General features: G+C 69.2%; 13 protein-coding genes. All 13 read right to left on the bottom strand.

The annotated features are described in order from the left end of the window. Window positions 1-120: 120 nt before the first annotated feature. Window positions 121-447 carry a hypothetical protein gene (locus tag V7067_RS10045; protein ID WP_334175758.1) on the bottom strand — a complete coding sequence of 109 codons (327 nt, stop codon included), beginning with the start codon at window positions 445-447 and terminating at the stop codon, window positions 121-123. A 100-nt stretch (window positions 448-547) separates the two neighbouring features. Then, on the bottom strand, window positions 548-1,789 hold the full coding sequence (gene lpxB / locus V7067_RS10040; protein WP_334175757.1) for a lipid-A-disaccharide synthase: 1,242 nt from the start codon (window positions 1,787-1,789) through the stop codon (window positions 548-550). A gap of 70 nt (window positions 1,790-1,859) precedes the next feature. Beyond that, on the bottom strand, window positions 1,860-2,759 hold the full coding sequence (gene lpxI, locus V7067_RS10035) for a UDP-2,3-diacylglucosamine diphosphatase LpxI (RefSeq protein WP_334175756.1): 900 nt from the start codon (window positions 2,757-2,759) through the stop codon (window positions 1,860-1,862). Between the two features lie 113 nt (window positions 2,760-2,872). Next, window positions 2,873-3,742, bottom strand: coding sequence for an acyl-ACP--UDP-N-acetylglucosamine O-acyltransferase (gene lpxA, locus V7067_RS10030; RefSeq protein WP_334175755.1), 870 nt, complete (start codon window positions 3,740-3,742; stop codon window positions 2,873-2,875). Further along, a complete protein-coding gene (gene fabZ / locus V7067_RS10025) occupies window positions 3,739-4,161 on the bottom strand; it encodes a 3-hydroxyacyl-ACP dehydratase FabZ (protein WP_334175760.1) in 423 nt (140 codons plus the stop codon). Before fabZ ends, lpxA begins: the two co-directional genes overlap by 4 nt. 89 nt (window positions 4,162-4,250) lie before the next feature. Beyond that, complete coding sequence (lpxD, locus tag V7067_RS10020; RefSeq protein ID WP_334175754.1) at window positions 4,251-5,321, bottom strand: UDP-3-O-(3-hydroxymyristoyl)glucosamine N-acyltransferase; 1,071 nt, start codon at window positions 5,319-5,321, stop codon at window positions 4,251-4,253. Window positions 5,322-5,574: 253 nt separating this feature from the next. Then, entirely contained in the window at window positions 5,575-7,929 is a 2,355-nt protein-coding gene (gene bamA / locus V7067_RS10015; RefSeq protein ID WP_334175753.1) for an outer membrane protein assembly factor BamA, read from the bottom strand. 286 nt (window positions 7,930-8,215) lie between these two features. Then, on the bottom strand, window positions 8,216-9,367 hold the full coding sequence (gene rseP / locus V7067_RS10010; RefSeq protein ID WP_334175752.1) for an RIP metalloprotease RseP: 1,152 nt from the start codon (window positions 9,365-9,367) through the stop codon (window positions 8,216-8,218). A 95-nt stretch (window positions 9,368-9,462) separates the two neighbouring features. Next, on the bottom strand, window positions 9,463-10,386 hold the full coding sequence (locus tag V7067_RS10005) for a phosphatidate cytidylyltransferase (RefSeq protein WP_334175751.1): 924 nt from the start codon (window positions 10,384-10,386) through the stop codon (window positions 9,463-9,465). A gap of 24 nt (window positions 10,387-10,410) precedes the next feature. Next, on the bottom strand, window positions 10,411-11,151 hold the full coding sequence (locus tag V7067_RS10000) for an isoprenyl transferase (RefSeq protein ID WP_334175759.1): 741 nt from the start codon (window positions 11,149-11,151) through the stop codon (window positions 10,411-10,413). Between the two features lie 172 nt (window positions 11,152-11,323). Then, window positions 11,324-11,887, bottom strand: coding sequence for a ribosome recycling factor (gene frr / locus V7067_RS09995; RefSeq protein ID WP_334175750.1), 564 nt, complete (start codon window positions 11,885-11,887; stop codon window positions 11,324-11,326). Between the two features lie 186 nt (window positions 11,888-12,073). After that, complete coding sequence (pyrH, locus tag V7067_RS09990; protein ID WP_334175749.1) at window positions 12,074-12,820, bottom strand: UMP kinase; 747 nt, start codon at window positions 12,818-12,820, stop codon at window positions 12,074-12,076. A 188-nt stretch (window positions 12,821-13,008) separates the two neighbouring features. Next, the gene (gene tsf, locus V7067_RS09985) at window positions 13,009-13,932 is read right to left on the bottom strand and encodes a translation elongation factor Ts (protein ID WP_334175748.1); all 924 of its coding nucleotides are present in this window, start codon (window positions 13,930-13,932) and stop codon (window positions 13,009-13,011) included. Between the last annotated feature and the right edge of the window lie 355 nt (window positions 13,933-14,287).

Below are 14,287 nucleotides of genomic sequence, written 5' to 3'. Positions count from 1 at the left end.
CCGCCCCTGAAAGCAGACGACCGCGGCCGCCGGCACCATCCCGACGCGGGCAACCGGCCGCGGGGTGCGCAGGGCGCGCGACCGGCCCGCCGCGTCGGCCGCCCGCAGCCCGGCCCCGCCTCAGCGGCGGCGGCGGTGTTGTTCGCGAATCTTTCGCACAGCAATGAGCTGCGCCTTCAGCACCGTCACCGCCTCGCCCTCCGCCACCGTCAGGCCGGTCAGGTCGATGTGTTTCAGCAGCACCTCCAGCGCATCGCCGATGCGGCCGAGCTGCCGGCCGTAGCTGCCGACATCGTCCAGAATCGCCTGTTCCGCCCCGGCATCCGCCGTGGCGCCGAGGCTGATGTTATAAAGGCCGAACTGGAAGCTGCTGTGGCTGGCGGTCCACGGATTGATCGGCTGCCACAGCACTCTCGGGGCAACCGGCACGTCAAAGGTCTGGGTCATGTCGCCTCCTCCCGCCCGCCCGCTGCGGGCCGCCGGAACAGTCTGACATGGGGCGCGCATCCGTGCACGATCCCGCCTCCGGCAACCCCGGCGGGTGCTCTCAGGCCGCCGGCGGCGACACGATCCCGCGGCCGGCCAGCACGCCCGCCACCACCCGCGCGGCGGCCACGCTGGGCGAGATGCCGCCTTCCAGCGCCATCAGATGATCGAGGCGGGCGAAGGCATCGAGCTGACGCTGGCGCTGCGGCCCGTCTGCCAGCAGCGGCGCCACGGTGGCCGCCAGCCGCTCGGGCGAAGCCTCCTCATCGAGGAATTCCGGCACCACGTTCTCGCCGAGGATGATGTTCGGCAGCACCATCGACGTCACGCTCGCGATGGGGAACACGCGGTTCAGCCGCTTGATGAAGCGATAGACGACATCGAGCCGGTAGGCGACGGCCATCGGCACGCCGGCCAGCGCCAGTTCCAGCGACACCGTGCCGGAAGCGGCAAGCGCCGCATGGGCCCGGCGGAATGCCGCGCGCTTGGCGGCCTCACCGCGCACCACGACCGGCCGCACCGGCCAGCCGGCAACCGCCTCCTCGATGCGGTCGGCCAGATGCGGCACCGCCGGCAGCAACACGTCGAGCGGCCCGGTCCGCTCCGCGATCAGCGGCAGCGTGCGGCCGAAATCGTCCAGCAGCCGCTTCACCTCGCTGCGGCGGCTGCCGGGCAGCAGCAGCAGCACCGGACGGCCCTGCCCCGGCGCGCTCCGCTCGCCGGGCGCCGGACGCAGCTCGTCCAGATGATCGAGCAGCGGATGGCCGACATAAGAGCACGGCGGCCCGCCGAGACGGCGATGGGCCTCCGGCTCGAACGGCAGGATGGCCAGCAGATGGTCGACATAGGCCGCCATCTTGCGCGCCCGCCCCGGCCGCCACGCCCACACCGACGGGCTGACATAATCGATCACCGGAATTTCCGGCCGCGCCTTGCGGATGCGGGCGGCGACGCGGTGGGTGAAATCCGGGCTGTCGATGATGATCACCGCCGCCGGCGCGGCGGCAATGGCGGCGGCCGCCGCCTCGCGAATGCGGCGCAGGATGGTCGGCAGCCGGCCGATGACCTCGGTCGCCCCCATGACCGAGATATCCGACAACGGAAACAGCGAGGTCAGGCCGGCGCGGTGCATGCGCTCGCCGCCCACGCCGAGAAACCGCACCGGACGCCCGAGCGCTGCCGGCAGCGCGCGCATCAGCGCGGCGCCGAGCTGATCGCCCGATTCCTCGCCTGCCACCAGAAACAGCGTCAGCACCGGCACATCCGGCAGGCTCGCTGAGGAAGGAACGACGTCGCCCGCCATGGCGCCTCCAGAAAGGCCGCTGCGGCCCGGTCAGGGAACAGAAAGACAGGGAACAGAAGGAAAAGTGCCGTCAGGCCCGTGCCCCCGCCGCCCGGGCGAAGCCGGACAGGAACAGCCCGCGACGGTCCGCCTCTGCCAGCGTGGCGGCGCGCTGCACCACCACCACCCGGCCGGTCTCCGCCGCGATGCCCGCAAGGCCGGCCTCATGCGCACGGATAACGGTCTGCGGGCCGATGGTCGGCAGGTCCACCCGCAGGTCCTGCCCGCTCTTGATGCCCTTCACCAGCACGCCGGTGTAATCGCCGCGGCCGATGCGGCCGATGGCCCGCAGCGCCGCAACGCGCTCCAGCATGGCATCGGTGCCCTCGGCCCCCTCGATGGCGACGACGCGACGGCCGAGCGCCACCGCCGCCTGCCCGACATCGAGCGTGCCGAGCGCGGTCACCACCGCGGCCGCGGCGCCGATGGCCTCCTGAGCGGAACTGTCGGGCCGGCAACGGCCCTGCGGCCCCTCGCCCATCAGCAGCCGCGGCGCCACATCGCCCAGTCCGACGATGGTCACGCCCTCGCGCTCGAACAGGCCGATGACGCGCGTCAGCACGCTGTCATCGCCGCCAACCATGGCGGCGATGATACGCGGCAGCCGTTTCAGCGTGCCGAAATCGCCGACGATGGCGCGGAAATCCGGGCGGCGGGAGATCGAACCGGCGAGCACCACCTCACGGGCGCCCTCGTGGGCGAGCAGCGCCAGCAGGCGGCCGATCTGCCCCCACTCCAGCCACTCCAGCCGCACGCTGTCGGCAATGCGCCCGAGCGGCTCAAGGGCCGCCGGCTCCGCCTCGCCGTGGATGCCGATCAGCACCACGCGCCGGCCGGAGGCGACCACCTCTGAGGCCACCTCGGCGGGCAGCACGCCGCCGCCGGCAATGATGGCAAGCGGCGGCGCCGCTGCCGGAATGGTCGTTGTCATCGCACGCCCCCCTCGCGCGGGGCCCTGATGCAGAAGGCGTTCAGAGCGCACCTCTTTTGCTTGCGGCGCCGATTGTGCCTGCGACGCCGGGCCTGCGCCCGGCCGCCGCCGGCTCAGGCCGCGCCACCCGCCGGCGGCGCGTCGGGCGTGCACAGCGAGCGGTCGCCGCCCTGCCGGATGAACGCCGTCACCATCTCCACCGTCTGCGACTGGAACGCCGACGCAACCTGCTCGTTGCGCTCCGCGAGCGTACCCTCGCCGGCGAACAGCACCCGGTAGGCCCGGCGCAGCGCATGGATATCCTCGCGCGGAAAGCCGCGCCGCTTCAGACCGACCAGATTGAGGCCGGCCAGATGCGCGCGGTTGCCGATCGCCATGCCGAACGGGATCAGGTCGTGCTCCAGACCGGAGAGACCGCCGAGGAAGGCATAGGCGCCGATGCGCACGAACTGGTGCACCGCCGAACCGCCGCCGAGGCTGGCAAAATCCTCGATCAGCACATGCCCGCCGAGCATGACATTGTTGACCAGCAGCACATCGTTGCCGATCTGGCAGTCGTGGCCGACGTGGGCATGGGCCAGCAGCAGGCAGCGCTCGCCAAGGCGGGTCACCATGCCGCCGCCTTCGGTGCCGGTGTTGATCGTGACATATTCACGGATCACCGTTCCCGCGCCGATATCCAGCCGGCTCTGCTCGCCGCGGAACTTGCGGTCCTGCGGCTGCAGACCGAGAGCGGCAAACGGGAAGATGCGGCAGCCCGGCCCGATCCGCGTGCGGCCGCCGATCACCACATGGGAACCGACCTCGACGCCGGCGGCGAGGCTCACCTCCGGCCCGATGATGGAGAACGGCCCGATCTTCACGTTCGGGCCGACCGCGGCACCGGCCTCCACGATGGCCGTGGGATGAACCGCGGCGCTCGCGTCGATGCCCGGCGCGACAGCGGTGTCAGACAGCGTATCGGGGATCACGTCCGCCATCATGCGTCGACCAGCATCGCACTGATATCGGCTTCTGCCACCCGGGTGCCGGCGACGATGGCATCGCAGTGGAACTTCCAGATGCTGGCGCGGTTGCGCACCTTCTTGACGTGATATTCAAGCACGTCGCCGGGCATCACCGGCTTGCGGAACTTCGCGGCATCGATGGTCATCAGATAGACGACCGACGGCGCGGCCTTGTTGCTGCGCGCGTGAATGCACAGCGCACCCGCCGTCTGGGCCATGCCCTCGATGATCAGCACGCCCGGCATCACCGGCCGGCCGGGGAAATGGCCGAGGAAATGCGGCTCGTTGAAGGTGACGTTCTTGTAGCCGATGCAGGATTCGTCGCCGAGCATGTCGGCGATGCGGTCCACCATCAGGAACGGGTAACGATGGGGCAGCATCTCCAGGATGCGCATGATATCGGCCGAACCGAGCGTCACCGGTTCCGGCGCCGTCCCGGCCGGCAATGTCACGTCCGCGCGGTTAGGGGTGTCTTGCTCGACCGTCACCGTTTGGGCTCCTCGTCTTCCTTCGTCTCGCCGGCACGCTTCGCCTTCGCCAGTGCCGCCAGAGCGCGTCGTTCCTGTGTCCACTCGCGGATCGGCTGCGCAGGCGTGCCGATCCAGCGTTCTCCGGCGGGAATGTCGTGGGCCACGTTGCTGCCCCCGCCGACCTGCGCCCCCATCCCGAGATGCAGGTGCCCGGCCAGCCCCACCTTGCCCGCCAGAACCACATAATCGTCGAGGATCGTCGACCCCGAAATTCCGACCTGGGAAATGATGACGCAGTGCCGCCCGGCGACGACGTTGTGACCGATCTGAACCTGATTGTCGATCTTGGTACCCTCGCCCACCACCGTGTCGCGGTTGGCCCCGCGGTCGATGGTGGTGTTGGCGCCGATCTCGACGTCGTTCTGGATCACCACGCGCCCGATCTGCGGCACCTTCAGATGGCCGCCCGCGCCGAGCGCGAAGCCGAAGCCATCCTGCCCGATCTTGACGCCCGGGTGCACGATGACGCGGTCGCCGATGAGAGTGTGCTGCAGCACGGCCGCCGGGCCGATATAGGAATGGCGACCGATGCGGACGGCCGCGCCGATCACCGCATTGGCCGCGATCACCGTGCCCTCGCCGATCTCGGCTTCCGGCCCGATCACCGCGCCGGGTTCCACGACCACACCCTGCTCCAGCCGGGCGGCGGGGTCGACGTGCGCGGCCGGCGAAATGCCGTGTCCGCGCACGATGCCGGCCGGCCGCACTGCCTGCGGAAAGAAGGCGGCGGTGGCCAGCGCAAACGCCCGATAGGGCTGGCGCGACACGATGACGGCAACGCCGTCCGGCACGCGATCGGCAAACTTGGCCGGGCAGAAAACGGCCCCGGCCCGGGTTTCGGCAAGCTGGCCGAGATAGCGCGGGTTATCGATGAAGCTCAGCCGGTCCGGACCGGCCTCGTCGAGCGGTCCGACGCCCGCCAGAAACAGGCCGGGATCGCCGCGCAGGATCTCGCCGCCGCCAATGCCGGCCAGTGCCTCGACCGTCATCGGTTCGGGCACCGAAAAGAACACCGGATCCGTCATCGTCTGTCCTCTCCTCAGGACCGGCGGCAAGGCCGCCCGGCCTCACCGGCCGGCGCAACAGGCCCTGATAAACGACAGGCCCTGACAAACGAAAGGTGACCGCGCGGGCGGTCACCTTCCTCGATCCGGGGCCGTGATGCCGAAGGGCCTGTGGCAGCGAGGCTGAGACGCTCTGCCTCTGGCTGCAGGGTTTCAGGCTGCAAGGCCGGCGGGCCGCCCGCCTGCTGTGTGCAGGCAGGCGCCCCGGCCGCGATCAGAAGCGGGTGCCGCCGCTGAGACGGAACACTTCGGTCTTGTCGAAGTCTTCCTTGACGACCGGCCAGGCGAAGTCGGCACGCAGCGGACCGAACGGCGACTGCCAGCGGATACCGAAGCCGGCCGACCAGCGCACCGACATCTCGTTGCCTTCCACCACGGTGACCGGGGACGGCCACACATAGGCACCGTTGATGCCGTCGGCGACATTCCACAGCGAGCCGGCGTCGGTGAAGGCCGCCCACGACAGGCCCAGTTCCTGCGGCAGGTACGGGATCGGGGCGTCCATTTCCGCCGACACCGCCCAGTAGTACTCGCCGCCCAGCGCGTCGCCGGTGTTCTTGTCGCGCGGGCCGATACCGCTGTCCGCGAAGCCGCGGATGATATCGCCGCCGACGAAGTACTGCTGGCTGACGTTCAGGTCGTAGCCACCGAAGCTCTGGATGACGCCGCCCTGCGCCCGCAGCATGCCGAGCAGACCCCAGTCAGCATAGAGGCTGTGGTAGTAGCGGGCATCGATGCCGGTCTTGGAGTAGCGCGAGTCACCGCCGAGGCCGGCGATTTCCTGAACCAGCTTGGCGTAATAGCCGTCCTGCGGGTTCGTGCTGCTGTCGAGCTTGTTGTAGGTGAAGGTCAGGCCGACCAGCGAAGTGATCGTGGTGCCCTGAGCTTCCATGATCGCCGATGCGATCTGGCCGTAATCGTTCTCGACCGAGATGTCGTTGTTATCCAGCCGGTAGTAGACGCCGGTGTTGAACGCCTCGGTGATCGGGAAGTTGAAGCGGATATCGCCGCCGTAGGTCTTCTGCTCGTAGTTGCGGTAGCTCGTGGTCGCGAGGTTACGGGCATAGAGGTCGAAGCCCGCCGCAATACGCCGGCCGAGGAAGTACGGCTCGGTGAAGGACAGGTCGGCCGTCTGCGACGAACCGCCACCGCCCACCGCCACGCGGACATACTGACCGCGGCCGAGGAAGTTCTTTTCCGTCACCGACACGTCGCCGATCACGCCGTCCGAGGTCGAGTAGCCGACACCGAACGAGATTTCGCCGGTCGACTGCTCTTCGACATCCACGTTCACGATCACGCGGTCAGGCTCGGAGCCCGGCTCGGTGGTGATGTTGACGACCTTGAAGAACCCGAGATCGTTCAGGCGGCGCTGGGCGCGGTCGATCAGAACGCGGTTGTAGGCGTCGCCCTCCACCACGTCGAAGGCGCGGCGGATCACGTAGTCACGGGTGCGGCTGTTGCCGCGGATGTTGATGCGCTCGATGTAAGCCCGCGGGCCTTCGTCGAGGGCGTAGGTCACCGAGATGGTGTGGTTCTCGTAATTGCGATCGCCGCGCGGCCGCACCTGAGCGAACGCGTAACCATCCTTCGAGGCCTCGATGGTGAGGTTCTCGATGCTCTTCTCAACCAGCGAGGCGTTGTAGACCGAGCCCTGCGTCGTCTCCACCACGCCCATCAGGCGCTTGGTATCGAGCGACTTCAGCGAGCTCTCCACCGCCACGTCGCCGAAGCGATAAAGCGGGCCCTCATCGACCGTGAAGGTGATGAAGAAGGTGTTGCGCTCACGGTCCAGCTCCGCCGTGGACGACACCACGCGGAAATCGGCGTAGCCGTGATTGAAGTAGAACTGGCGCAGCAGTTCCTCATCCGACGACAGGCGCTCCGGATCGTAGGTATCCGTGGTGCGCAGCCAGCCGAGCAGGCCGGATTCGCGGGTGCGGATCACGTCCAGCAGGCGACGGTCGGAGAAGGCATGATTGCCGACGAAGGTGATGCGGGAAACGCCCGTCTTGTCGCCTTCGTTGATCTCGAACACGAGATTCACGCGGTTCTGCGGAAGCTCGATGATCTTCGGCGTCACCGTGGCGCGGAAGCGGCCGTTGGACCGGTAGGCGTCGATGATGCGCTGCACGTCGGCCTGAACGCGGGCGGTGGTCAGCACCGAGCGCGACTTCGATTCGACGATGCCCTGCAGGGTCTCGTTCGACAGGCGCTTGTTGCCCTCGAAAGCGACCTCGTTGATGATCGGGTTCTCGACCACGTTCACAACGAGCGTGCCGCCCTGCTGGCTGATCTTCACGTCCTTGAAGAGGCCCGTCGCATAAAGCGCCTTGAGCGACTCGTCGAGGTCGGCAGCCGTGAACGGACGGCCCGGCTTGATGGTCAGGTAGGCCTGAACCGTCTCGCTGTCGATGCGCGAGGCACCGTTGACCACGATGCGGCCGACGGTGTCGGCCTTTGCCCCGGGCGCACCCAGAAGCGGAAGCTGCGGTGCCACGGCAGCCGGAACAGTGGAGAGCGCGACCGCAAGGGCAATCCGCCTCAGCACGATGTCAACGGTACGCATGTTGAGCAAATGCATGGGGTCTGCTGGCCCTCTTCATCCGGTCTCGTGGAAAGCGCACCGAGCCGGCACGCCACGATCTGATATGCCACGTCGTGGTATCGCAGGGTTTCCTGGACGAGGCAATATGACGGCAACAACAGGGTGAACGAATGCCTTCCATCCGTTGCCGTTCGGTCACGGGAGAAAGCCCGCCGGGCCGGGCAGAGTCAACCGGGGCACCGGTTTCATCCACCGGCGCGGCCCCGCGCCCGGCCGCAGCCGCCCGGCTTCTCTGGAAAAAACGCCCTCACGAGTCCGCAAGCATGCGGCGCGTCAGGTGCATGATGTCATTCCAGGTTGCGAACACCATCAGCATCAGCACCAGCGCCAGTCCGATTCGGAAGCCGATATCCTGCGCCCGCGCACTCAGCGGCCGGCGCACCACGGCCTCGTAGGCATAAAAAGCCAGATGTCCGCCATCGAGCATGGGAACCGGCAGCAGGTTGAGAAGGCCGATGCTGACCGAAAACACCGCGGCCAGATTGAGCAGGGCCACGAATCCTTCCCGCGCCACCTGCCCGGAGACCTCGGCCATGCGGATGGTGCCGCCGAGCTGGTCGGCCGATTCCCGGCCCATCACCACCTTGGCCAGATAGTCGGCGGTGCGGTCGACCACGAACCACGTCTCCCGCGCCCCTTCCACCACCGCCTCGGGCACGGAATAGCGGCGCACCGTGACGCCCCCGCTCTGCACATCGCGGCGGATGCCGAGCACGCCGATGCGCTGGGTGTTGCCGAAGCGGTCCTGCACCTCGCGCGCTTGCGGCACGACCGTGAGCTGAACCGTGCCCTCGCCGCGCTTCACCGTCATCGCCAGCGTGTCGCCGGCCGAGGACGCCACGATGCGCTGCACGCCGCCGAAGGAATCGATCGCCGTGCCGTCGATAGACAGGATCACGTCGCCGACCTGAAAGCCGGCGGCGGCCGCCGCCCCGCCCGGCTCCAGCCCGTCGACGCGCGCCTCGGTCACCGGGCGGCCATAGAGCGTGAGCAGCACGGCAAAGATGACGATGGCCAGAATGAAATTGGCGACCGGCCCCGCCGCCACCACCGCGGCGCGCTGCCACAACGGCTTGGCGACGAAGCTGCCGCGGCGCTCGTCCTCGCTCATCGCCTCGATGGCGGCGCGGTCGGGCACGCTGGCGGCATTCTCGTCGCCGGCGAATTTCACGTAGCCGCCGAGCGGAATGGCCGCCACCCGCCAGCGTGTGCCGTGTCGGTCGTTCCAGCCGAAAAGCTCGCGGCCGAAGCCGAGCGAGAACGTATCGACACGCACGCCGCACCAGCGCGCGACGAGGAAATGGCCGAGTTCATGAAAGAAGACGATGATGGTGAGCACGAACAGGAACGGCACCACGTAGCCGAGCAGGCCGAAGCCGAAATCACCGATCATTGCCATGGCTCAGTCCTGCCTTTCGTGCCCGCCGGGTGCGCCGATGCCGCACACCGCCTGAAGATGGTCGGCGCGCGCGGCTCTTTAAAGGCGCGCCGGCCTCAAAGATGCTGCAGCAGCGCCGGCAGCGACAGCACCAGCGCCAGAACGGCGGCTGCCATCAGGCCGTCGACGCGGTCGAGGAAACCGCCGTGGCCGGGCAGAAGATTGCCGCTGTCCTTCACGCCCAGCGCCCGCTTGGCAGCCGATTCGATGAGATCGCCGATCTGGCTGCCCACCGACAGCACGGCGCCGATAGCCGCCACCGCCAGCCCGGCCGGCAGGCCCGCCGCCGCCGCCACGCCCAGCGCCATGAGCACCGCACCGAACACGCCGGAAAGCGCGCCCGACCAGGTCTTGTTGGGCGAAACCGCCCGCCACAGCCTGGGCCCGCCGATGGCGCGGCCGCCGGCATAAGCGGCGATATCCGTGGTCCACACCACGAGCATAAGAAGGAATGTCGCCACGCGGCCGTAGCTCTCGCCGCGCAGCACCACCAGAGAAATGGCCGGCAGCGCCGCATAGAACACGCCGGCCGCCGCCAGCAGCATGCGCGTGGCGGTGCGCCGCGACGGGCGCCCCGCGGCATGGGCCCGCCGCGCAATCGCCCCGCTCTGCCGGCCGGTGAGCAGCGCCACCGCCAGCGCCCCGGCAACCAGAAGGCCGGCCGCCGCAAACGGCTTTGCCGCCAGCACGGCGGCCAGCGCCGCCACCAGCACCGCCGCCCCGCCGCCGAGCAGCACGCGGTCGCGGCCGGCCGCAACCATGGTGATCCACTCGCACCACACCAGCACGCCCACCAGCGCGATGAGCACGGTAAAAGCCGGGCCGCCGAACCACAGGATGACCAGCGTCAGCGGACCGAGGGCCAGCGACGACAGGATGCGCAGAACCAGTTCGCCGCGCCGCTTCTGCCGCGCGCCGCCCGTGCCGGGGCCGGGATCAACACCGGGGGAAGAGGCAGCCGGCCCGCTGGGTCGTGACATCCGAGTTCTCCCGCCACGCCGCGTCTAGCTGGCCGCACAGGCGCTGAGGCCGCCGAAGCGCCGGTCGCGGCCGGCATATTCCGCCAGAGCGGCATCGAAGGCCGCCTCGTCGAATTCCGGCCACGCCATGGGCGCGAACACCAGCTCCGCATAGGCCGCCTGCCACAGCAGAAAATTCGACAGCCGCATTTCGCCGCTGGTGCGGATGATCAGATCCGGATCGGGCGTGCCGGCGGTATCGAGCGCGGCCGACAGGGTATCCTCGCGGATGGCCGTCGGATCGAGCCGCCCCTCGGCTGCGGCCTGCGCCAGACGGCGCACCGCGCGGGTGATCTCGTCGCGCGCGCCGTAATTGAAGGCGATGACCAGCGTCAGCCCGGTGTTGGCGGCGGTGCGGGCCTCCGCATCGTCCAGCAGGGCTCTGAGGTCGGCGACCAGCGCCTCGCGGTCGCCGATGATGCGCACCCGCACGTTGGCGCGCTCCAGTTCGGTCAGATCGCGGCGGATGAAGATCTTCAGCAGATTGAGCAGGAAGGCGACTTCCTCGGGCGGGCGGGTCCAGTTTTCCGAGGAGAACGAGAACAGCGTCAGATAGCCGATGCCGCGGGCGCGCGCATGGCGCACGGTGCGGCGCACGACTTCCACGCCGCGGCGGTGCCCCTCGACGCGCGGCAGGCCCTGTGCCTGTGCCCAGCGGCCGTTGCCATCCATGATGATGGCAACATGGCGGGGCACGGCGCCGCCGCTGCCCTGCCCTGCCTTCATGGCCGAACTGCCCCCGAAAACCTGCGTCAACGCCAACCCTTTCCCGTCCTCATGGGCCGGCGGCCCCCGGGCCGCGCCGCATCCTGCCGGGCCCTGCCGCCTGCGCTGCGGCAGCCGGCGCGCGCCATCCCCGCACGCGCCGGTGCTGCGCCGCAGCGCATCCGGCCGCGCCTCAGACCTGCGCGATTTCCTTCTCCTTGTGGGCGAGCAGCGCATCGATCTCGGTGATCGTCTCGTCCGTCAGCTTCTGCACCTTGTCGGAGAGCCCGCGCTGCTCATCCTGACCCACGATGCCGTCCTTCTCCAGCTTCTTCAGCATTTCCATGCCGTCGCGGCGCACATGGCGCACGGCGATGCGGGCCTGCTCGGCATATTTGTTGGCAACCTTGATGAGTTCCTGACGGCGCTCGGCGTTGAGCTCGGGAATCGGAATCCGCATCGAGGTGCCTTCCACGACCGGGTTCAGACCGAGGCTCGACTCGCGGATCGCCCGCTCGACGGCGCCGGCGGTGGAGCGGTCCCACACCTGCACGCTGATGAGGCGCGGCTCGGGCACGCTGACGGTCGCGAGCTGGTTCAGCGGCATGGTGGAGCCGTAAACATCCACCACGATCGGATCGAGCAGGCTGGCCGAGGCCCGGCCGGTGCGCAGACCCGACAGCTCGTTCTTCAGCACATCGACGGCACCCTGCATACGCCGCTTGAGACCGGCCTGATCGAACGCCCCGTTGCTCATGGAATTTCCTCGCCTGTTTGGCCACCGTCCGCGCCGGCCACCCCGGGCGGCCGCGAGAAGGCTGTCGAATTGCAGTGGAGCCGGCCGGCCCGGCCCGCTGCCGCACCGCGCCCGGCCGCCCGGGCCGTGCCCGGCGCACCGGACAGCACGCATGCGATGCAGCGGGACCGCCGGGCCCGGCGGCGATCAGTCAGCGACGATCGTAGCCCGGCCACGCCCGCAGAGAACGTCGATGAACGCCCCCGGCTCCTGGATCGAGAACACGATTACAGGAATGGCATTGTCGCGGGCAAGTGCGATTGCGGCTGCGTCCATCACGGCAAGCCCGCGGGCCAGCACTTCCTGATGGCTGAGGCGGTCGTAACGCACGGCGGAGGGCTCGCGCTTGGGATCGGCCGAGTAGACACCGTCGACGTTGGTGCCCTTCAGCAGCGCGTCGCAGCCCATCTCGGCCGCGCGCAGCGCCGCGCCGGAATCGGTGGTGAAGAACGGATTGCCGGTGCCGCCGGCGAACAGCACCACGCGGCCGGCCTCCATGTGCTCCTGCGCACCGCGCTGGGTGAAGGTCTCGCACACCGTCGGCACCGTCAGCGCCGAAACCACGCGCGCATCGATGCCGCGCCGGGTCAGCGCATCGTGCAGCGCCAGACAGTTCATGACGGTGGCCAGCATGCCCATGTGGTCGCCGGCCACGCGGTTGACGCCGCCGGCGGCGATGCGCGCACCGCGCACGAAATTGCCGCCGCCCACCACCAGACCGACCTGCGCGCCGATGCGCACCGCCTGGGCGATCTCGTCGGCCACCCGGTCCAGAACGCGGGTATCGATGCCGAAGCCCTGCGCCCCCATCAGCGCCTCGCCGGAGACTTTGAGCAGCACGCGCTTCCACTTCAGCGCGGAGCGGGCGTCGGCGATCTCTGCGTCGGAGCTCATCGGTTCTTCCTCATCATCGGTGGCTTTGGGTGGCGCCCATCCATGGCACAGTCCGGCTGGGAACCGGAAGCGTGGCGCGCCGTCGCCCCCCGGGGCGGGCGGCGCTTCGCAGCCCGCCGGCCTTCAGGCGAAAAAGCGGCCCGGAAGCCGGGCTTCCGGGCCGCAAAAACCGGTCATCGTCGGGCCGGTCAGGCGCCGGCGGCAGCCGCAACCTCGGCCGCGAAGTCCGAGGTCTCCTTCTCGATGCCCTCGCCCAGCGCGAAGCGGGCGAACGCCACGACCTTGATCGGCGCGCCGATGGCCTTGGCGGTCTCGGCCACAGCGGCCTCGACGGTCTGGTCCGGGTTCAGCACGAACGCCTGCTTCAGGAGGGTGACCTCCTCGAAGAACTTGCGCATGCGGCCTTCCACCATCTTCTCGATGATGTTCTCCGGCTTGCCGGACTGGCGGGCCTGATCGGCATAGACCGAACGCTCGCGGTCGAGCACGTCCTGCGCGATGTCTTCGGCAGCCAGACCCAGCGGGCTGGTGGCGGCAACGTGCATGGCGATCTTGCGGCCGAGCTCGGCCAGCGCGGCCTTGTCGCCGGTCGACTGCAGCGCCACCAGAACGCCGATCTTGCCGAGGCCTTCGCCGGCGGCGTTGTGCACGTAGGTGGCAACCACGCCGTCGTCGACCTTCAGCACATGGGTGCGGCGCAGGGTCATGTTCTCGCCGATGGTGGCGATGGCCTCGCGCAGCTCGTCCTCAACCGTGTGGCCCTTGCCGGGGAACGTTGCCGTGGCGGTGGTGTCGCGGCTGCCGCCGGACGACAGCGCCACATCGGCAATCGCGCGCACCAGATTCTGGAACTGCTCGTTGCGGGCCACGAAGTCGGTCTCGGAGTTCACCTCGACGACGGCCGCGGACGTGCCGTTGGAGACGACGCCCACCAGACCCTCGGCGGCCACGCGGCCGGCCTTCTTGGCGGCCTTGGACAGACCCTTCTTGCGCAGCCAGTCGATGGCGGCTTCCATGTCGCCGGACGTTTCGGTGAGGGCCGCCTTGCAGTCCATCATGCCCGCGCCGGTCTTCTCGCGGAGCTCCTTCACCATCTGGGCGGAAATGCTCATCGGTAGCCTCGTTGGAACGGTTGTCGCCGCAAGGCCGCCGGCCCTGAAGCGGGAAATTCGGATGATCGGGGACGACCCTGCCCGGCCTTCATGTCGGCCTGATTGCAGTGCGGCCTGATTGCAGCGGCGGCGGATGCGCCGCACCGGCGCGAACGGTTCGCCCTGCGGTCCCTCAAAGGGGACCCCGGCTGCAGAGAGAGCGGCTGCCGTGAAGCCAGCCGCCCTTCGCGCCCCTGGAAAACGGCGCCGCCGGCGGCCGCCGGACAGGAAACCCCGCCCGAAAGCCGCCGGCCGGCAAAAATCAGAGGGCGGCTTCTTCCGCCGGGGCGTCGGCCAGAACCGGCTCTTCGATCAC

The organism is Pseudoxanthobacter sp., from assembly GCF_036822375.1.
In the GTDB taxonomy this organism is placed as follows: domain Bacteria; phylum Pseudomonadota; class Alphaproteobacteria; order Rhizobiales; family Segnochrobactraceae; genus Pseudoxanthobacter.
Note: the sequence above shows the minus strand (reverse complement) of the source record. Positions and strands in the feature narration are given on the sequence as shown.

Excerpts from the sequence above, each read along its gene's own strand:
- V7067_RS10045 (WP_334175758.1), bottom strand. The coding sequence starts at position 447 with ATGACCCAGACCTTTGACGTGCCGGTTGCCCCGAGAGTGCTGTGGCAG.
- lpxB (WP_334175757.1), bottom strand. The coding sequence starts at position 1,789 with ATGGCGGGCGACGTCGTTCCTTCCTCAGCGAGCCTGCCGGATGTGCCG.
- lpxI (WP_334175756.1), bottom strand. The coding sequence starts at position 2,759 with ATGACAACGACCATTCCGGCAGCGGCGCCGCCGCTTGCCATCATTGCC.
- lpxA (WP_334175755.1), bottom strand. The coding sequence starts at position 3,742 with ATGATGGCGGACGTGATCCCCGATACGCTGTCTGACACCGCTGTCGCG.
- fabZ (WP_334175760.1), bottom strand. The coding sequence starts at position 4,161 with ATGCGCATCCTGGAGATGCTGCCCCATCGTTACCCGTTCCTGATGGTG.
- lpxD (WP_334175754.1), bottom strand. The coding sequence starts at position 5,321 with ATGACGGATCCGGTGTTCTTTTCGGTGCCCGAACCGATGACGGTCGAG.
- bamA (WP_334175753.1), bottom strand. The coding sequence starts at position 7,929 with ATGCGTACCGTTGACATCGTGCTGAGGCGGATTGCCCTTGCGGTCGCG.
- rseP (WP_334175752.1), bottom strand. The coding sequence starts at position 9,367 with ATGGCAATGATCGGTGATTTCGGCTTCGGCCTGCTCGGCTACGTGGTG.
- V7067_RS10005 (WP_334175751.1), bottom strand. The coding sequence starts at position 10,386 with ATGTCACGACCCAGCGGGCCGGCTGCCTCTTCCCCCGGTGTTGATCCC.
- V7067_RS10000 (WP_334175759.1), bottom strand. The coding sequence starts at position 11,151 with ATGAAGGCAGGGCAGGGCAGCGGCGGCGCCGTGCCCCGCCATGTTGCC.
- frr (WP_334175750.1), bottom strand. The coding sequence starts at position 11,887 with ATGAGCAACGGGGCGTTCGATCAGGCCGGTCTCAAGCGGCGTATGCAG.
- pyrH (WP_334175749.1), bottom strand. The coding sequence starts at position 12,820 with ATGAGCTCCGACGCAGAGATCGCCGACGCCCGCTCCGCGCTGAAGTGG.
- tsf (WP_334175748.1), bottom strand. The coding sequence starts at position 13,932 with ATGAGCATTTCCGCCCAGATGGTGAAGGAGCTCCGCGAGAAGACCGGC.